The organism is Chondrinema litorale, from assembly GCF_026250525.1.
Lineage (GTDB): Bacteria > Bacteroidota > Bacteroidia > Cytophagales > Flammeovirgaceae > Chondrinema > Chondrinema litorale.
In genome coordinates, this window is sequence record NZ_CP111043.1 from 3780631 (window position 1) to 3800997 (window position 20367).

At 34.6% G+C, this 20367-nt stretch carries 16 protein-coding genes; 6 read left to right on the plus strand and 10 right to left on the minus strand.

The genetic code is table 11. The features are described from left to right. The first annotated feature begins 15 nt into the window (after positions 1-15). Positions 16-1119: a Gfo/Idh/MocA family protein gene (locus OQ292_RS15630; protein WP_284683075.1), complete on the plus strand. Its 1104-nt coding sequence runs from the start codon at positions 16-18 to the stop codon at positions 1117-1119. A gap of 60 nt (positions 1120-1179) precedes the next feature. On the opposite strand, the gene OQ292_RS15635 is transcribed toward OQ292_RS15630, so the two are convergent. From OQ292_RS15635 to OQ292_RS15645, 3 genes are all read right to left on the minus strand, one after another. After that, positions 1180-1347 carry a hypothetical protein gene (locus OQ292_RS15635; protein ID WP_284683076.1) on the minus strand — a complete coding sequence of 56 codons (168 nt, stop codon included), beginning with the start codon at positions 1345-1347 and terminating at the stop codon, positions 1180-1182. A 368-nt stretch (positions 1348-1715) separates the two neighbouring features. Then, positions 1716-1994, minus strand: coding sequence for a hypothetical protein (locus OQ292_RS15640; RefSeq protein WP_284683077.1), 279 nt, complete (start codon positions 1992-1994; stop codon positions 1716-1718). Between the two features lie 2 nt (positions 1995-1996). Next, a complete protein-coding gene (locus OQ292_RS15645; protein WP_284683078.1) occupies positions 1997-2662 on the minus strand; it encodes a ParA family protein in 666 nt (221 codons plus the stop codon). 389 nt (positions 2663-3051) lie between these two features. On the opposite strand from OQ292_RS15645, the gene OQ292_RS15650 reads away from it, so the two are divergent. Next, positions 3052-3324 carry a hypothetical protein gene (locus OQ292_RS15650; RefSeq protein ID WP_284683079.1) on the plus strand — a complete coding sequence of 91 codons (273 nt, stop codon included), beginning with the start codon at positions 3052-3054 and terminating at the stop codon, positions 3322-3324. Between the two features lie 138 nt (positions 3325-3462). Here OQ292_RS15650 and OQ292_RS15655 read toward each other — a convergent pair whose 3' ends face one another. The 3 genes from OQ292_RS15655 to OQ292_RS15665 form a co-directional block, all read right to left on the minus strand. Next, the gene (locus OQ292_RS15655) at positions 3463-5085 is read right to left on the minus strand and encodes a hypothetical protein (protein WP_284683080.1); all 1623 of its coding nucleotides are present in this window, start codon (positions 5083-5085) and stop codon (positions 3463-3465) included. A gap of 382 nt (positions 5086-5467) precedes the next feature. Further along, positions 5468-7588, minus strand: a complete 2121-nt coding sequence (gene recQ, locus OQ292_RS15660) for a DNA helicase RecQ (RefSeq protein WP_284683081.1) — start codon at positions 7586-7588, stop codon at positions 5468-5470. Positions 7589-7667: 79 nt separating this feature from the next. Continuing rightward, positions 7668-10085, minus strand: a complete 2418-nt coding sequence (locus OQ292_RS15665) for a penicillin acylase family protein (protein WP_284683082.1) — start codon at positions 10083-10085, stop codon at positions 7668-7670. Between the two features lie 329 nt (positions 10086-10414). On the opposite strand from OQ292_RS15665, the gene OQ292_RS15670 reads away from it, so the two are divergent. The 4 genes from OQ292_RS15670 (at position 10415) to OQ292_RS15685 (ending at position 17263) form a co-directional block, all read left to right on the plus strand. Then, positions 10415-12931, plus strand: a complete 2517-nt coding sequence (locus tag OQ292_RS15670; protein WP_284683083.1) for a M14 family metallopeptidase — start codon at positions 10415-10417, stop codon at positions 12929-12931. A gap of 147 nt (positions 12932-13078) precedes the next feature. Beyond that, positions 13079-14641, plus strand: coding sequence for a YARHG domain-containing protein (locus OQ292_RS15675; protein WP_284683084.1), 1563 nt, complete (start codon positions 13079-13081; stop codon positions 14639-14641). Then, complete coding sequence (locus OQ292_RS15680; RefSeq protein WP_284683085.1) at positions 14628-15245, plus strand: DUF2306 domain-containing protein; 618 nt, start codon at positions 14628-14630, stop codon at positions 15243-15245. The genes OQ292_RS15675 and OQ292_RS15680 overlap by 14 nt, the downstream gene beginning before the upstream one ends. A 344-nt stretch (positions 15246-15589) precedes the next feature. After that, positions 15590-17263: a S8 family peptidase gene (locus OQ292_RS15685; protein WP_284683086.1), complete on the plus strand. Its 1674-nt coding sequence runs from the start codon at positions 15590-15592 to the stop codon at positions 17261-17263. 55 nt (positions 17264-17318) lie between these two features. Here OQ292_RS15685 and OQ292_RS15690 read toward each other — a convergent pair whose 3' ends face one another. From OQ292_RS15690 to OQ292_RS15705, 4 genes are all read right to left on the minus strand, one after another. Next, positions 17319-17873 (minus strand): hypothetical protein, encoded by a 555-nt coding sequence (locus OQ292_RS15690; RefSeq protein WP_284683087.1) that lies wholly within the window; start codon positions 17871-17873, stop codon positions 17319-17321. 3 nt (positions 17874-17876) lie between these two features. Then, complete coding sequence (locus OQ292_RS15695) at positions 17877-18485, minus strand: ribonuclease H family protein (protein WP_284683088.1); 609 nt, start codon at positions 18483-18485, stop codon at positions 17877-17879. A gap of 88 nt (positions 18486-18573) precedes the next feature. After that, entirely contained in the window at positions 18574-19338 is a 765-nt protein-coding gene (locus OQ292_RS15700) for a M15 family metallopeptidase (RefSeq protein WP_284683089.1), read from the minus strand. Beyond that, positions 19339-20346: a threonine aldolase family protein gene (locus tag OQ292_RS15705; RefSeq protein WP_284683090.1), complete on the minus strand. Its 1008-nt coding sequence runs from the start codon at positions 20344-20346 to the stop codon at positions 19339-19341. Between the last annotated feature and the right edge of the window lie 21 nt (positions 20347-20367).

Consider the following 20367-nt stretch of genomic DNA (forward strand, 5'->3'; position numbering starts at 1 on the left):
AATATGACTGAAACAATGAATACTGATCAAAACTCCAGAAGAAAATTTATTAAGAATATAAGTTTGGGTAGTGTAGCATCTATTATTTCTTATCCAATGCTTTCATCATGTGCAACACCACAACAAAATAAAGACAAGCTTGGTATCGTGCTAGTTGGTTTGGGTTATTATAGTACCGATCTACTGGCTCCCGCCTTGCAAGAAACTAAACATGCTTATCTGGCAGGAATAGTAACAGGTACACCAGAAAAAGAAACTATTTGGAAAGAAAAATATGGCATAGCTGAAAAGAATGTATACAACTACAACAATTTTGATGAGATTGCTAACAATCCTGATATCGATATTATATATGTGGTTTTGCCTAATTCGATGCATGCAGAATATACAATAAGAGCTGCCAAAGCCGGTAAGCATGTAATTTGTGAAAAACCCATGGCGTTAAATGTGCAAGAGTGTGAAAGCATGATTAAAGCTTGTAAAGAAAATAATGTAGCTCTTTCTATTGGCTATCGGATGCATTTTGAGCCCAATACACAAGAAGTTATGCGTATTGGGCAAGAGCAAGTATTGGGTGCAGTTCAAATGGTTTGTGCTGGTGCTGGTTACAGAGAAACCAGAAAAGACCACTGGAAATTGAAAAAAGCCATGGGGGGTGGTGCGATGATGGATATGGGAGTATATTCTTTACAAGCTGCCAGATATGTTACAGGTGAAGAACCCATTGCTGTTACAGCACAAGAATTTAGAATTAGAAAAGATCTATTTACTGAGGTAGAAGAGACTTTAACATTTCAATTAGAGTTTCCTTCTGGCGCATTGGCAAATCTCCATACAAGTTTTGGAATGAATATGAATTATCTGGATGTGAGAACTGAGAAAGGATATATAAAACTCGATCCATTTTCTTCTTATAATAATATTAATGGTAGCACTTCCGAAAAAACACTCAATTTACCGCAAGTAAATCAACAAGCAACGCAAATGGATGAAGTAGCGGTTTGCATTAAGGATGGAAAACCATTGCGAGTAACAGGTGAAGAAGGTTTGAAAGATATGAAAGTTGTAGATGCAATTTATCACGCTGTAGCAGCAGGCAATCGGATTTCTTTAGCATAAAAAAGCCTTTTACTTTGGTAAAAGGCTTCTTCCATTGATTTTTTGTAAGTATTCAATGATTTATTTAGAAAGCATTTCTCTTACTCTTTCAAGCTGGTCTGATGTTTTGCCCTTAGAAACCTGTTTTTCTTTCTCAAATACCTGGCTATATCTTTCATGGTTACTGAAATAGATAGCGGCATCAGAAATAGGAGTCAGGCTTCTTTTAGATGATTTGTAGTAAGTCATAAGTAAAGTATTATAGAGGATGAACAATATTTTACAAAATTAGGAAACAAATGAATTGGCAAACATGATAAACATCAGGTAAATTGAATTTTTCAATATTTTATTCTGAAATATGTTTGTATACCAGCTAAACTACCTTTAAAAGGCAATTTTATGTTATGATAATATTAAAATAAGGTAGGTGATTAGTTATTGTTTAACAAAACTAGTTTTGAATAATGATGTTTGCAACAAAAAGGTGGATAAAATAAAAAAATTATATGGAGAGTGTAAATATTTTGTTAAATATTCAATAATTAAACAAATGTTAATATTATTAACTTGAAATATTAATATAATTAAAATAGGGGAGCCTTTTTTCAAAGGCTTTATTCTATTTGCTTTAGGTATGCTTCTAATATCAAAGAAATAAATTTACCTGGCTGTTTTACCCCATTTTGCAGAGCCGCTTCTTTAACTCTTTCGTATAAATCAGTTTTTAATTTTACAGAAGCATATTCTATAGTATTTCCCTTTGGTTTGATTGAATCTATATCAAGGTTACTAAATTTTACTTTTTTTTCTTTAGATGCTCTTAGGTCAAGTTCACTAGTTTCGTTTTTTAGTGCGTCGAAGATCAAGTCGGTTTTACTTTTTTGCTTGTCCATGTTCATATATCACATTTTTGAAGAAATTCTTTGAAGTAATGATTAAATTCATCTTCTGTGTTTTCTGGTTCAGTAATGTCGAACACTGTAGAAATGCCACGTTTGTATCTAACTAAATTAGATAAAGATGATGAAAAAAGTTCTAAACCACCAATGCCATTAAGTTCTATAAGTCTTTGGTGCTCTACTGTATTGTCTCTTTTATTTACAACTCCGTATACTTTTAAGTCAAACCCTTGCTTAGCTTTAACTTCTTTTACAATAGGTATAGTTTTAAGGAAATTTATAGTTGCTTTAATATCAAGCGCGCTGGCAACAACAGGTACAACTACGATATCAGATATTAATATACTAAAATATACTTCTTTCCCTTCAACTTTTCCAGGTGCATCCAGAAAAATTAGGTCATATTTTTTTTCTGCAATGGCTAATGTTTTCTGAAAATTAGTCTCTGGCTTCGGTTGACTCCAATTGTAGGATATAACATCGTAAGAGCGGTTAGAGTTTTCGTGTTTGTAGATGTCTTTTACAGATTTTTGAGGATCACAATCAATTACTAAAACTTTTTTATCTGTTCTGTTGTGGATGGCGGCAGCAGTTAACATTAATAAAGTACTCTTACCTGACCCACCTTTCTGAGTGGCAAATGCAATAATTTTAGCGCTCATGAGTAATGTTTTGTCTTTAGATAGATGGTTTAAATTCTATTACTTTATTTAATTAATGCCCTAAATTAATCCATAAAGTTATAAAAACAACTTATACTTCCAATATACACTTAATAGAGTAAGTGTAACTTCTACCTTAATCATTATTTTTAACCCTTTTTGAGGTGAATTAATACTAACTATAGTGTGAATTTTGTAAAGACCTTGAAAATATGATTGTAATAATTGTATTTTTTATGATATTATTTTAAGAAAAATGTAAAAATTCAACTTGTAGAGTGATTTTTTGATAAAGTAAATTTTTTTCTAAAATATCATTTATTTAGTTTGCATGGATAATTCAAAATCTATTTTTTAAACAGGTAATTTTAATCAAAAAAGTTTTAAGCATGAGTGATCTTGCAGTAAACGGGAAGTTAGAAAAAATATGCCAAGAGGCATATGAAAAGTTGGACAAAATCAATCTTGATGAGTACAACGATGTTAAAGAAAAGTTAGCTTGGTGTATAGGTAGTTACAGCTACGATAAAAACCCAGCAGGACTATACGAAATCGGTACGCAGGCTTTGGATGCGTTAAAAACATATAAAAAAGAAAAGCCACGTTTAGTTTCTAAGAAATTGATCGAAGACCTTGAAAAGGTTTTAAGTAATAGTAATTAATTCATTATACGTATTTTAATAACTCTTCTTTGCTTACTATTTTTTAGTCTATCCTGCCATTAAGTAAGATAAAAAAATTAAAGCCATTCCAATTTTGGAATGGCTTCCTTCTTTTTAGAAGATTTATTTTAAATCATTTTATCTGCCTCTTTCTTCGCGCCTTTCATTTATAGGGTAGTGGAGTTTGTACATAAAGAACACATCTCTGCTTTGCTCATTATTTTCCTTGTTTTTAATCTTTCTTAAGCCACTCACCAAAAAGTTGCTGTCGTACCAATCTAAAATTCCACCATTTTCATAGTTTATGCTTTTCTCAAAAGGTTGATAGAGTTGCAAGGTGTCAACAGTAACACTATCAGAAAAACCTCTTAAATCGGATACTTTGTAGCGAATGCCCTCTTCGAAGGCACTTACAAAAACAACTGAGTCTGTATCTGCATATACATTTGTGAGTTCTAGCGGATAATCAGATTCTATGTCTTCTTCATCATAAGAAAAACTATTATCCCACATAAGTGCGCCATTAAAATCAAACCCGCAGGTTACGGTATTCAATAATGTAAAGCCATAAGAGATTGGTCTGTTTTTAGGAATTGGCTCTCTGGTGATGGCAGCAGGAATATATTCACCATCAAAACCTTTAAAATCAGCACTAAAACTCCTATAAAGTGGATCTCTCCAAATACCATAGCCACTATATGCAATTGGTGAATTTGGAGCCTCTCTTATTGGATCGTAGATATCTGCTGCAAAAATAATCTGGCGATCAGTCACTTTTAGATCGTGCACAAAAGGGTTGTAACGCAAACGTTTCTTTTTGCCACTTTCTCTTTTCTTTGCAATGTTTCTTTCTAGTCGATCTTTTTTCTTTTCTGGTAAGAAGTTGAAGAAGTTTTTAAAGTAACCAAAGTCGTAAAACCTCAGGTTTTCTAGCACTCCATTTTTGGTTTTTAAGGCATAAACTCCTTGTGTTCTGTCGTCATACTTTAGGCCATAGGTGCCTATTACTACCATCTCATTTTCACTAATTACATGTGGCCTAAAGGTGAGAAAATTATAGTCTCGATTACGCTCTAGGGTAAAGTTGTTTAGCATTTTGCCTTCTAGGTCGTAAGTAGCAATGTAGATAGAGTGTTCGTCTGACATCTGCTGGCTTCTAAGTACGGCACTAAAAACACCATTTTTTTCATCCACAAACATTCCTACCAAATCAGCTTTTAACTGATTGATAGAAGGAGCTACAATCGAACTTTGGTTCTGGTAATTATATCTGATAATTGCCGGGTGACTTTTTATAGTACCACCAAAAAAGATAATAGAATCGATTACACTAAAATCTGTAATGTAAAAGTTTTTTACTTCTTCATATTTAATGTAAGTGGCTTCACCTGTTTCTAGAGTTATATCTATTACCTGATATTTATTGGTAGACTCTTCAAGAAGAAAATAAATATTTCCTTTAGTGTACTGATGATCAATAATTTCAACATTGTTATCTACAAGATACTTTTTGCTCCATATTGTGTGCAGGTTAGTATTCATAAATGTTGCTATTAGTTCGCGCTTCGCATTCTTTTGAGGTTTGGTGCTTGCCAAAACAGCAAGTACTCCTTCCTCGCCTGCGGGAATTAGACGATAATCCTCGCCGAGTTTATCATCGATTTCAAATTCTACATATTCTTGTGCTGTTACTTGACCATAACAACTAGAAAAAGTAGAGTAAGATAATAATATAAAAAGGGAGTAAAGAATTCTTTTCATATTGTTAGTTTTTAAGTGTCAAAAAGCCTGATCTGACAATTGTCTTATCAGTTTCAGAGATAAGTATAATCTTATAACATTTAATTTAATCATTCTCTTACAATATCACCAAAAAGAGAAGTATTTAGTTCTGGCAAGATATAAAAAAAGTATAAAATTTTCTTATACAAAAAAGTGATAGTATCGAATATAAAAGTTTGATTTTACTTTGGTGAAAGTAAATTTAAAGAAAGTGCTTAAATGAAAATATGTCTATTGATGATAGGTGTAATCAATTGATTATCATATGATTGGTTGTTTTTTTGAGCTTGAAGAATTTAATTGGGAAGAATTTGATTTATTTGAATTGTATTATTTTCATCATCAAAAAATAATACAATTCTTATTCTCCCATTTCTTTTTTCCACCAAGAAACACCTAATCTAAGTTGGTAATACTCATATTTCCTTTTAAAATGGTCGAATAGGACTTTTAAATTATCTGTTTTGTTTAAGTCTTCCCAAGCTTTTCCGATTTCTATGCATTTGCCTTTTTCTATGTAAATTTCAATGTTAGAAATTTCTTCTTTTTCAAAAAGATAGGCAATGTGGCTGTAAATGGTTATTTCGTTTAATTTTCTTAAAATAGAAATCTCACTTACAGATTTACCTGCTTGAATGAGTTTTAAAGTTTCCAGATAAGTTTTGCCTTTAATGTTTTTAGGTGTGCTTCCTCCAAGTGTTTCTTCCTGTATTTTTTTGATGAAAATTTCGCCGTATTTATTAAGCTTATGCTTACCAATACCGCTTATTTGTGCCATTTGAGATAAATATAGTGGTTTTTCGGCTGCCATTTCTTGCAATGTTTGATCGTTGAAAACCACATAGGCAGGTACACCTTCTGCATCGGCAATCTCTTTTCTTAACTTTCTCAAACTACCAATCAGACCTTCTTCAAACATCATTTTCTTGCTCTTCTTAGGAGCCGATTTCCCAGTAAACAACTGAACTTGGCTTAGTTTTACCTTATGTCCGTTAAAGAGCACCATTTTGCCAATTTCGGTTACTTTTAACTTGTTGCCATCTGTAAAATCCAGTTCTAAAAATCCCTGATTGATCAATTGTGAAATAAAGCTGAGCCAAGTATCTCGGCTAATATCGCTACCAGCACCAAAAGTTTTTATTTGATTGTAGCCTAACTCTTGAATATCTTTTCTGTTAGAACCTCGTAGCACATCTACAAGCATGTTTGTACCTACTTGCTGTTTCATTCTCACTACTGCTGAGAGTGCTTTTTGAGCGATAACGGTACCATCGAAACTACGTGGAGGATGAAGACAATTATCGCAGTGGCCACAATTTTCGGTTCTATGCTCACCAAAATAGCTTAAGATAAAATTAGTTCGGCAACTGGTGGCAGAGCCAAATTCTAACATTCTAGAAAGCTTGGCTCTTTGCACATTTTTAAAAACTTCTTCAGCTTGAGACTCTTCTATAAACTTTTGTAAAATTTGTCCATCACCATAACTAAAGAACAGGATACATTCAGAAGGCAAGCCATCTCTTCCAGCACGACCAATTTCTTGATAGTAGCTTTCGAGGTTTTTAGGCAAATTATGGTGGATTACATACCTAATATTGGATTTATCTATACCCATTCCAAATGCAATGGTGGCACAAATCACTTTTATATCATCTTGCTGAAAAGATTTTTGAATTTGCTGTCTTTCAGAAGCAGAAATATCTGCATGGTAATAAGCAGCGTCAATCCCTTCTTTGATCAATGCCTGAGCAACCTTTTCGGTTGATTTTCTACTGAGACAGTAGATAATACCACATTCGTCTTTTCTAGATTTTACATAGTCTGTAATATAATCAATACGCTTGTTGGCAGGAAGAACTGTTGTAGTGAGGTTTTTACGCTCGAAGCTACTTAGGAATAATTCGGCATCTCGTAGTTTCAGCTTTTCCATTATCTCCCTTTGTGTAGCCTTATCTGCTGTGGCAGTGAGTGCAATAAAAGGAGTGTCGTCGAAATACTTCATTAAAGCTGGTAAATGCATGTATTCCGGTCTAAAATCATTTCCCCAAATAGACACACAGTGGGCTTCATCAATGGCAACCAAGCTTATTTTCTGTTGATTGATAAAACTGATAAAGTTAGACTGTAAAGCTCTTTCAGGAGATACGTATAAAAGTTTTAGTGTTTGGTTTGACAATTCATGCTCAATGGCTCTAATCTCATTGGCTGTAGTATTACTGTTTAATGCCGCAGCCGATACACCATTAGCCAGTAATGCTTGCACTTGGTCTTCCATTAAAGCAATAAGCGGAGAAATAACAAGTGCAGTACCTTCTTTTGCCAAGGCTGGCAATTGGTAACATAGAGACTTACCACCTCCTGTGGGCATTATCACCAGACTATCTTTACCCGAAAGTGTTCTGTTAATTACATCTTCCTGAGTAGGTCTGAATTGATCGTATCCAAAATACTGCTTTAATAATTTTTTAAGCTGATGTTGCATAGGAGCTGGTAAGTTTCAATTTTTTATATCTGGCAAAGATAAAGTTAATCCCTACAAGTGCGAACCTGAAAAGGATTTATCACTTAACTGGGTTAAGAATCGTCTTTTCTGCTGCTACACTGTCGATTTTTTCTTTGCTGTAATACACTGGGAAGTATTCGTCTTTTGCCCAACTTTCGAACAAATTGTTGTAAAACTGACTTTCTGGGTTTCCAGATTGCCCCGGAGGATTGGTACCAACAGCGGCATCCCAATCTCCTGTATTTACAATAATTCTAAAAGTAGCACCATGAGATTGTCTGTCGTTTCCACCAGAAGCATTTGTTGTGTAAGAATTGCCACCTCTTGGCATTGGACCAACATTAAGTTTTTCTTTAGTCTGCTCATTTACAGCATCACTCAATGCATGGTTTAAAGAACTGTGTTTGTATTTTGCCTGACCGTATTGCCAGTTTTCCATATTGTCTCCAAGTTTTTCTTCTAGATTACTTATACCAGTTTCCAAAGCTTCTTTGATAAAAGCATCTCTAGCTAGTGGGTTCGTAAACATCAACTCTGGTTGCTCAATCCAATCAATCACTTTTTTCATTTGGATGTAGATGTATTTTTTCCCTTCTTCTGGAACTAGCTTTTCTTTTGCATCTTCTTTTAGTTGGTTTTCCCAAGCGATGTAAATGCCAGCAGCAATGGAGTTTGGTTCAAGTCTGTAATCCCAATCTAATAGTTTAGCTCTTGCTGAATCAGCTTTTCCATCTAACTCTAAATCTTTTAGATAAGGAACAATGGTTCTTGCAGGAATAGACAAGTAATCTGTTTGCAATGCTCTCATGTCTTGCATATCGAGTTTTTTACCAGTGCTCAGAAACTCATTCACCCGATCTCCTCGGTAAGGGTCAGACCAGTTAAAACCGATAGCATCCCATTCGGTGTAGGTATCTGGAGTTACATTTTGGTTGGCAGTGCCAAAAAATCCTTTCTCTGGATTAAAAATATGAGGCTTTTCAACAATGGGTAAATAACCATCCCACTCGTAACTTCCATCTCCGGGAACTGGAACTAAACCGCTATAATTTCTTCGTAGGGGAGCGATACCTACAGCCTGCCAACCAATATCTCCTTTCTTATCTGCCCAGATCATATTTTCTCCGGGAATGTGGCTGTAATTACAAGCAGCTCTAAACTCTTCCCAGTTTTTAGCCTGATCCATTCTAAGAGAAGCTAGATAAGGAGCGCCACCGGGTTCCATCCAAGCACACCTTACTGCATAGGCTTTCAGGTTTGTACTATCTATATAACATACAGGCCCATGATGTGTATAATTAAATTCAGCAGTATAATTCTCGGCATCTTTTACAGGAATACTTTCTGTAATGGTTTCCATATCTTTCCATTCTCCTTTATACTTATATTGTTTCAGGTTTTGAGGATTGAGATCGTAGACTAATAAGTCTTCTCCATCTGTACTAAACACAGTAAGTCCCCAAGCACCATATTCATTATGCCCAATGGAAATACCGGGAATTTCTGGCTCTCCACCACCAATTACATTCCAGCCCGGAGCTACCAAATGTACCATGTATCTTAATGAAGGAATGGCAATGGTTCTATGTGGATCGTTTGCCATTATCGTATTGCCGCTTTCAGTGAGTTTGCCGCTAACTATCCAGTTATTACTTCCAATCCACTCATGGTCTACCGGAACAGGAGAGGTAGGGTCAGCCAGTGCTTCTGCTTTGTGTTTTTCTTTTTCCAAAAAGGCTGTACTTGTTGTTTGATATTCTGATAGAATATCTTCTTTCTCAAATTTGACAGGTTTTCTGTAAGCATTGTATAGCTCTAGTATATCATCAAAAAGAAGTTCTCCATTGATTTTTGGGTCAAGCGAAATCTTCGGGTCTTTCGGATGAAACCAAACCAATTCTTTTACCTTTTCTTCGCCCAGTTTGGCAACCGCTCTACCCATACTTAATTCGCGAGTGATATTCCCTAACAAACCCTGATGGCGAGATATTACTACTTCTGGTGTCCATTTCTGTGGAGTAGTGCCTAATATTTTAAATTCTAATGGAAGTTTCTCCGGTGTTTGCATTATCTCATCTATGTAAGCATTTACACCTTCTGTATAAGCAGTTATAATTTCGGAGCCATCTTTATGGTAATAATTCATCTCTTCTTGCATATCTCCTCGAAATTTAAAGAGCCTTGTGCCAATGTCTCTTTTAAGTTCTTTTTCGCCCAGCAATTCTGCTACAGTTCCAGTAGCTTGCCTTCTCCATATTTCAAATTGAAATAATCTGTCTTTAGCAGCAGCATAACCTTGTGCGAAAAACAAATCGTGTTGGTCTTGTGCATAGATGTGATTAATTCCCCATTGGTCACGAATGATTTCTACGGGTTGGTTTAATCCCGGAATGTTCAAAGGAGCAGAAGTTTCTTTTACTTGTTGTTCACAAGCAAATAGAAAGAAAAGGATGTAAATAATAGTTGGGTTTTTCATTAGGGGTATCTTGTTTAGTGTATTGTAGTTTTATTTATTGAAATTTAACAGATACACAATAGAGATTGAAGCACACAAACGATTTTGTTGAATTTAATTAAACTTTGTATTGATGTTTGGGTGAATTTGTAATTCGATTTTTTTATAGCGGAATTTAAGTTTGCGAATAGGAAAATCCATAGCCTGATTTTAATTTTCCTACTTAATCTTTAAAGAGTATCAATCTGCGAATTGAGCAAGGCATTATCACGATTTTTACTAGATTTGTCGATTATGTTATGGATTAACTGAAACTACCCCAGCTAATATTTCTAAATCTAAACTAAACAATGAAGAGAATATACTTAACATTCCTAGTTTCATTAGGCTTGCACTTACTGCTTCATGCCCAAAACCTACAATCACCAGCAGACTTTTTTGGATATGCTCCGGGAGAAGGTTTTGCGCCTCATCATAAAGTAGTTGACTATGTTCAATATCTTTCAAGTACTTCTTCGAATGCTACATTAATGCCTTATGGCTTTACCAACGAGGGTAGAGACTTGCTTTTAGTAGCTGTTTCATCAGAAGAAAACTTGAGAAACTTAGAAAATATAAAGAAAAATAACCTAATCGCTGCTGGTTTCGAAGAGGGCGAAATGGTAGGAAAACACATTCCTATTGTATGGTTAAGTTACAATATACATGGTAACGAATCTGTAAGTACAGAAGCCGCCATGTCTGTATTGTATTCATTACTTACTAAAGACAAACCAGATGCAGAAAAGTGGTTAAACGACATGGTAATTGTGATTGATCCATGTGAAAACCCAGACGGTCGCGATCGTTATGTAAACTGGTATAACCAAACAGTTGGTAAAGCGAATAATGTAAGACCAGATGCTTGGGAGCACAACGAACCTTGGCCGGGAGGTAGATTTAACCACTACTTATTCGACTTAAACAGAGACTGGGCTTGGCAAACACAAATTGAGAGCCAGCAGCGTAAAGATATGTACTATCAGTTTTTACCGCATGTACATGTAGATTTACACGAAATGGGTTCTAACTCTGAGTATTTCTTTGGTCCATCAGCAGAGCCATTCCACAAAGTAATGACCAACTGGCAAAGAGAATTCCACAACATTATTGGTCAGTACAACTCAAAAGCATTTGATAAAGAAAACTGGTTATATTTTACCAAAGAAGTTTACGACTTATTTTACCCAAGTTATGGCGATACTTGGCCAACTTACCAAGGTGCAATCGGTTTTACTTACGAGCAAAGTGGTGGTGGAAGAGCAGGTTTAGGTATAGTTACACATACTGGCGATACGCTTACTTTAAAAGATAGATTAATTCACCACTATACAACCAGTTTTGGTACAATTGAAGCTGCTTATTCGCAAAAAGAGAAGATGCTAGATGAGTTTAAGAAATTCTTTAGCGATTCTAAAAGCAATGGAAATGGTGAGTACAAGTCTTTTGTAATAAGTGGGAATAACGGTGAAGATGCTAAAAAGGCTTTCTTGCAATTGTTAGACAATCATAAAATCGCTTATGGTGTAGTTGGTTCGGGTGTAAGAGTAAGAGCTGGTTCAGCTTATGATTATATGCAGAATAAAGATATCTCGGTTTCTCCAAAAGAAGGTGATATTGTGGTAAGTACTTACCAACCTCAAGGAAAACTAGTGAGGGTTTTATTTGAGCCAAAACCAGAACTAGCAGATTCTATGACTTACGATCTTACTTCTTGGGCATTGCCATACATCTACGGTTTAGAAGCTTATGCATACAAAGAAAACATTGCTGCTTCTGGCGAGGTTGAGATGCCATTCGAAACGAATACCATAGCTACAGATAAGCCTTATTCTTATTACCTAGAGTGGAAAGACTATCAAGATGCAAAACTACTAGCACATTTATTTAATAAAGGAATTAAAGCTCGATATGCATTAGAGCCTTTTAATGCAGCGGGTAAAGATTTCGATAGAGGTACTATCATTATCACCAGAAAAGATAATGAGTATGTTAAAGATTTGGATAAAGTGATGGCAGAAGTTGCCAACGAGTTGGAGCAAACTATTTACAAATCGTCTACAGGTTTGGTAAACAGTGGTAAAGACTTAGGTTCTGCTTATGTTCGTTTTATCCAAACTCCAGAGGTAGCAATTGTAAATGGTGATGGTGTTTCGCCAACCGCTTTTGGTGAATTATGGCACTTCTTCGAAGAGCAATTGGGCTATCCGGTTACAGTGCTTAATACGGCAAACTTAAACAGAGTTGATCTTGACAAATACGATGTATTAATTTTGCCAAGCGGAAGATACTCAAGATACACTGCTAAAATTACCGATTTTGCTTCTGCTGGTGGTAAAGTAATCGCTATTGAAGGCGCGGTAAATACTTTTACTGCTGATGCATCAACTGCGATTGGAGATGCGTTTATTAGTAAAGAAGAGAAAAGTTCTGACAAAAAAGACGACGACTTTCTTAAGAAGTTTGGTGATAGAAGAAGAAGTTCTTTAAGCGAAAGCGTAGAAGGTAGTGTATTTAAAGTTCACTTAGACGAAACTAATCCATTGGCTTTTGGTGCAGGCGAGGCAACTTACTTTATGAAGCGTAATTCAACTGCTTATCCTTACTTAAAAGAAGGATGGAATGCAGGTGCATTTAAAGACGATAGCTATACTGCTGGTTTTGTAGGTTACAAGCTAAAAGAAAATGTAAAAAATAGTTTGGCAATTGGTAGTGAGAATTATGGAAGAGGAGAGATTATCTATTTCAGTGATTCTCCAATTATCAGAGGTTTTTGGCACACAGGTAAATTACTGTTAGCTAATGCAGTATTTCTTTCTGGTCAATAAGATTTAATAAATAGAATCTAGCTTATTTTACCGCAAGCCTCCCATTTTATGGGAGGTTTTTTTGTTTATAAAAAGTACCATTTCTATAATTTAGCTGTATATTTTACTTTTTTTATAGGAATACTTTTTCCATATAATCTTATCAATATGAGGCTGATTTTTTTATCTATTATTCTATCAATTCTTTGTGCTTGTTCTTCTAGTAATACATCAGAAGTTAGTAAAACCCCAGAAGTTGAAGAAATTCTAGAAACCAAAAATGTATCTGAAAAGATTGATGCAATAGATGCAGAAGCTACAAGTAAAGTAGATATAAAGGAAGCAGTTTACACAAACGATTCTCTAATCAAGCAAAAGGTTAAACAATTAGACGAGCAGTTTGCCAGTACACCATTCTATACTTTTATTGGAGGGCAGGATTTTTTCATCATTTCGAATCAAAAGATTACTGGCCTACATGAAATATTTGATGGTAAGAATTTATATGGTCTAGTCAATAGTGCTCTTCAAACTTTATTGAAGCCCGAATACGAAAAAATTTACAACCCCAATCTTACTATTAAAAACTGCTTCGAAATTAAAAGTAAAGGTCTGGTTGGTTTATTTAATTATCAGACAAAAGAGGTGCTTAAACCCCAATTCGATTATATTTTACCTGCAAGTAAATCTATCTCGAATATCGCTTATGGATATAAAGATGGAGTTTGGTTTAAAATTGAAAATGAATCTTTACAGAATGCTAAAAAAGTAAATGATTATAATCCATCAGGTTTATTGAAGTCTATTTCTTATGATGCAACAAAACTGAGCGATAGAATGATGTTTTACAGTTATGCAAATCATTCTGAAGACGATCCAGAAGAGGGAAATGGTGTGCTAATAAATCCATCTTACATTGAGTATTTCAATTTAATGCCGAATGAGTACTATACTGATATTATAATATCAAATCATAAAGAAGCAGATTTTGGTGTAACAGGTGCAAAAGTTGAAACAGAAAATGAAAAGTCTTTATCAGGTAAATTAAAATCATTTTTAATATCCATATATGAAGAAGGTATTTCCGGTAGGGGGTATCAGATAACTGAAAAGCAATTGGTGTTGTATAATTCAGAAGAACAAAAGATTAATGCGATCTCATTAGAAAAACATTATTCTGATCCGTCTTTGTGTAACGAAGATAATTTCCATTTTCTTAATGATTCCATCTACGAAGTTATCACTCATAGTTCAGAATTTGGCGACGATATGGAAACACCTTATAACTTTGCTACAAAGTATGTTTTCTATAAAATTTCTCCAAGAGGTGAGGTTGAAATGCTAACTTCAGACAGAGTCTACGACTTTACTAAATTCATTTACATAGATGAGTCTTATTTTAAAGGTTGTTTTGTGAAAAATATGAAGGAAGGTGAAAGTAGTAATGAAGAATATAATATATGGCAATCTGATTATTTGAGCATAGAAGATTTAGATATTATGCGCAATGAAATTTTTGCTGAATATGGTTATAGATTTCAATCTGAAAAATGGCAAAAGTACTTTTCTAATAAAAAGTGGTACAAGCCGAGATATGATAATGTAGATGACCAGCTCACAGAAATTGACAAGGCGAACATTAAAGTAATTCTCCAAACAAAAGAAGCCATGCAGGGTAAAGAAGAAGAATTTACTAAGAAAAGACCTTCAACTTATTATGCTGCTGGTTAAAAGGAGCTATTTTTTTATTGCATTTATCATCGGGCTATTAATCTTATTAAAGTCTCTGGATTACATAGAACCAGATTTTACCAGAGGCTTTTTAATAGATAAACAGGAGGTATTTCATTTTTATAAGTTTCCCTTATTTGCTCATATGTTTGCTTCGCCAGTGGTGTTACTTACTGGTATAATTCAATTTGTATGGCCACAAAACAAGTTACATAAACCCTTAGGCTGGCTCTATGTATTACTGGTAATTTTGTTTGCTGCCCCTTCGGGTTTTCTCATGTCTTTTTATGCCATTGGAGGAATTTTAAGCACCATCAGTTTTGGCATTCTGTCTTTATTGTGGATTTATTTTACCTACAAAGCCTTTCGGTTTGCAGTAAAGCAAAACATCGTTAAGCATCAACAGTACATGGCGAGGAGTTTTATTTTAACTAACTCGGCAGTGCTTTTAAGAATCTTCTCTTATATCAATAACCACTTTAAACTCAGCGATTCTTTAGATAGCTACATTCTAATTTCTTGGTTAAGTTGGCTGCCTTGGATTTTAATCTATGAGCTAATTTTATACTCCAAAACAAAGAAAACCCTCGTAAACAAAGCGTAGCCAAAATGCTTGTTTTTGAAACATTCACTTGCAAAACCATGTTTGTATATCTTAAGCTAAAAAAATTGTGACAAATTGAGTCGCTGCGTCTTACCTAAAAATTTGGGTGATTGAGAAAAAAATGCGAGTTATTACACTTTTAATGAGTTATTTTGCGGACGTTTTTTCTTTAGCAGTTTGTTAATAAGGGAATTGAATATCTGATTTTAAGGTTTTCTTATCCCAAATCAGCCCCGTTTAAATTGAAGAATTGAATTCTGTCCTTTTTTTGGCTGTTTGTAATTTAATTTACTGTTATCTTGAAAGCTTAAATAGACAACTATTATTTAATAAATATTCATTTAATGAAAGCACAACACATTTTATTAATTCTATCAACATATATCTATAGTGTTTCCTTAACATTTGCGACAGGAATAAATGCTACAGATGAGGTTTTTTCTTACAGCGATACTACTAAAAAAGCACCTGAAAACTGGTTTAATCTAGACCGTGACGAAGATAATGTACAAGGTGTAAGCACTGAAAAAACTTATAAAGAATTACTGAAAGGTAAAGAATCTAAAACTGTAATTGTAGCCGTAATCGACGGTGGAGTAGATGTTGAGCACGAAGATTTACAAGGGAAAATTTGGGTAAATGAAGGCGAAATTCCTGGAAATGGCAAAGATGATGATGGCAACGGTTATGTTGATGATATTAACGGATGGAATTTCTTAGGTGGTAAAGACGGTGAAAACGTAAACTACGATACCTACGAGCTTACCAGAGAATATGTGAGACTATCTGAAAAATTTCAGGGAAAAACTGAGGAGAATCTTTCTAAAGATGAAAAGAAAGAGTTCGCATACTTTCAGGAATTAAAAGCAGAATATGATTCAAAAGTAACTGAAGCGAAAGAAGTTTATGACAACTACATGGGAATGGCTGATGTAATTAAGCATTCTATGAGATTAATTTCTGCTTATTTAAATGTAACTGAAGAAGAGTTAACTCCAGACCAACTGGCTACTGTAAATTCTCCTGACGAAAAAATTAAAAGAGCTGCTTCTGTTTTAGGATATGCTTTGGAGAATGACATTAAAATGGAATATCTCGAAGAAGCGATTGAGTATTTTGAAAACCAATTAAAATACTTCTTAAATAAAGATTTTAACCCAAGAAACATTGTTGGTGACGATTACGACGATTTAACTAACAGGTTTTATGGTAACCCAGATGTAACTGGTCCAGATGCAACTCACGGTACACACGTATCAGGTATTATCGCTGCTAACAGAAACAATGCACTTGGAATGAAGGGTGTAGCTAATGATGTAAAAATTATGGCAATTAGAGCAGTACCAAACGGAGATGAGCACGATAAAGACGTAGCAAACGCAATCCGTTATGCAGTAGATAATGGTGCTGATATTATCAACATGAGCTTTGGTAAAGGTTACTCTCCAAACAAAAAATATGTAGACGAAGCAGTTGTTTATGCTGAGTCTAAAGGTGTATTACTTGTACATGCTGCTGGTAACGATAGTGAGAACTTAGACGAAGGTAAAAACTTCCCAAATAAGAATCTTGAAATCAGAAAGAAGCCAGCGAAAAACTGGATAGAAATTGGAGCTTCTTCTTGGGGTGGTTCAGATAACTTTGTGGGTGAGTTTTCTAACTACGGTAAAAAATCTGTAGATGTATTTGCTCCGGGCGTTGATATTTACTCAACTATGCCGGGTTCTAAATATGAAAACCAAAACGGAACAAGTATGGCTTCTCCGGTTGCTGCTGGTGTAGCTGCTTTAGTGCTTTCTTACTACCCAGACTTAACGGCAGTTCAGTTAAAAGATATTCTAATGAAGTCTTCTTCTAAATTTGATAAGATGGAAGTAAACATGCCAGGTGAGCCAGAAACAGAAGATGGAGACGATACTGTAGAGTTTGAAAAACTTTCTGTTACTGGTGGAATCGTAAACTCATTTGAAGCTGTAAAGCTTGCAGAGTCTATGAACTTGAAAAGTAAAAAGAGATAATCTAGAATAGAGATAAATAGAAAGGGGGCTTGATTAAAAAATCATCCCCCTTTTTTTATAAGCCTAGTTTTTTCTTTAATTCATTTAAGGCATCCTGATCTTTAAATTTCTTCACTGTGTTTTCCATATCTCGCTCTGCCCTTATCTTTTTAGCTTCTTCTTCAATACTTTCTGTTTTTGGGGGTTGAGGTGTTTCTGGTGGAGTAGGAGTAATTGGATCAGAATCGCTCTGCTGTGTTGCCTGTTTTTTGGCTTCAGATTCATATAAATCAGATAGAATTTCTCTGGCATTTACCTTTTGCTGCATGCGATTAAGCATGGCAACAGTTTCTTGCTCAAGTTTAGAAATAATCTGTGTGTCGGCCTCTTTTACCTCGCTTTCTTTTACTTCTTTTATCTGATCAATTAGCTCTTTATTAGCTTCAATTTGGCTTTGTGTAGCCTCCTGATGTGCATTGATTTTTTGGCTCAAATTATCATCTGGTGTTGTCTTATTTAGAAATTCGCTAATTGTTTTCAGGTCTAGTTTTAAAGCTGTAGTTTGCTCTTCGAGTGTACTAATACTTTTCTCTAATCTTTCTTTAATCGTTTGGATTTCTTCTTGTGTCATAATTTATTTTTTGAAGCTCATAAATGCTTTTCTGATGTGCTCAAATGCCTCTTTAAGTTCATTAGTGAAATTATCTATTTTGTCTTCACTAACATACTTATTAGTATCTATTTTTTGCTTTACATTGTTTATTTCATTTCGAAGTTGCTGCTTCCACTTCTCCAGATCATCTCCTTTTTTTTCTGCATACTTTTTTTGTATGGAAAATTCCATTTGAAGCTTATCCAAGAGTTGTTTGTATTGTAGTTGTGCTTTTCCCTTAAACTTATCAGACTCTTGCTCAAGCTCTTTATAAATGTCGTCTAAATGATCTCTCATGTTTTTAGTCTTTGTCTCAGCCTTGTCGAAATTATTATAAGAGAAATTAAAATTAGCGTTGAGTAGCTCTATTAAATCTTTACCTTCTTTTTCGAGTTTTTCTAGATGAACAGAACCTTCACGACCAACTTCTTTTGCGTGGTTTCTAATGTTTTCAATATTATTATTCAGTTCGTCTCTTTTCTTCTCAAAAAGGTCTTTGGCATCTTTAGAACCTAAGTTTAACTGTACTTCTAGTGTTTCAAGATTCTTTTTTAAACTCGAAAGAATTTCTTCCAGACGTTTATTTTTCATGTATCAGTTGTTTTGAATGGTAATTTGATTCATTTCAATTACTCATTGAAAATATACATAAAAATACGAAGACAATAAAAGGAGTGTTTTAGTCTTGCGAAATACAAGGCACTGGTTCATCACTTATTCTAAATACTTTGGCATTAAAAGAGTAGTGCCACCATTCGGAAGTGATGCTTTTAAAACCATATTTCTCTAAGGTAGATTTTAGCAATAATCTGTTTTGTAGTACTTCTTCTGAAAGTCCTTGGTAAGCATGATGTGCCTCTCTACCGAAAAAATCAAATTCAGTACCCATATCGAGAGGAGTACCTGTTTCTAAATCGTAAAGTGATAAGTCAACAGCATTGCCTCTATTATGCATTGAGCCTTTTTGTGGATCGGCTACATAAATAGGGTTAGGCACAATCTCCCACATTTTTTGTTGTACAGAAATTGGGCGGTAACAATCGAATAACAACATGCCATAGCCAAGTTTAATCAATTCTTGTTGAGCTGCTACTAGTGAATCAGCTACTATTTTTCTGAGTAGGCAATTGGCACAATCGTATAAAGCTTGTTTGGTAAAGTTATTATCGGTAGCGTATCTGATGTCTAGTTTAAAACTATTACTATATCTCGCTAGTTCAATAAAAGCAGAATCGGGGAGGAGGGCTATACTATCTAAAAAGTTATTTTGTTGTGAAATTTTAGATTCGAGTGTATCGGTGATTCTTAAGCTAGAATCTATTGAAGGGCTAGGTAAAGTATCAGCCATTACAGTAGTTACTTTTTCTTCATTATTCTTATTGTTACAAGAATAAAGGCAAGTAAAACCCGCAATGGCTAATATAATTAAGTAATTTTTATGCATTTATATTGAATGAATTGCTTGCAATGTGTGCTCAAGCATATCATCAGTAAAGTCTAAGTGTGTAACCATACGAACATGTACAGGGCTAAAAGTAATACACTTTACACCTTTTTCAGCCAATGTCTTTACCATTTCTGCTGAGTTTTTTACTTTAAAAATCACAATGTTTGTCTCAACTGGATACATATCTTCTACAAATGCGGCTTCTTTTAAAGCATTTGCCAGTTGTTTAGCTCTTCGGTGATCATCATTAAGTCTTTCTACATGATGATCAAGCGCATAAGTACCTGCTGAAGCAATAAGACCTGCTTGTCTCATACCTCCACCCATCACTTTTCTTAATCTTACGGCTTTAATTCTTGGTATACCATTAAAAAGTAAAACAGAACCAATAGGAGCGCCTAAACCTTTAGAAAGACAAACTGAGATAGTTTTAAACAACCTACCATATTCTTTAGGAGAATCGTTGGTAACTACCAAAGCATTAAATAGTCTTGCGCCATCTAAGTGTAGATGCAAAGCGTGTTTCTCACAAACAGCTGCTATTTTTCTTATTTCTTCCATATCGTAAATAGCACCACCACCTTTGTTCATGGTATTTTCGAGTGCTACTATCTTAGAAATAGGTTGATGTAGATCGTCAGGGTTAATTGCTGCTTCCACTTGTTCGGCAGTAATCATTCCTCTGTCTCCATCTATTAGTTTAGAGCTTATAAGTGAATTATAAGCTATACCACCACCTTCGTAAATTTGGATATGGGAGTTTTTATCACAGATAATTTCTTCCATAGGTTGAGTGAGCAACTTAATTCCAATCTGGTTTGTCATGGTACCAGAAGGACAGAAAATGGCATCGTCCATTCCAAACATTTCAGCCATTTTTCTTTCAAGTTCGGCTACACTCGGATCTTCTCCATAAACATCGTCACCAATAGGAGCTTGCATCATAAATTGCAACATCTCAGGCGTGGGGCGCGTAAATGTATCGCTTCTTAAATCTGCAATCATCGTAAATTTTAAAATAGAAAA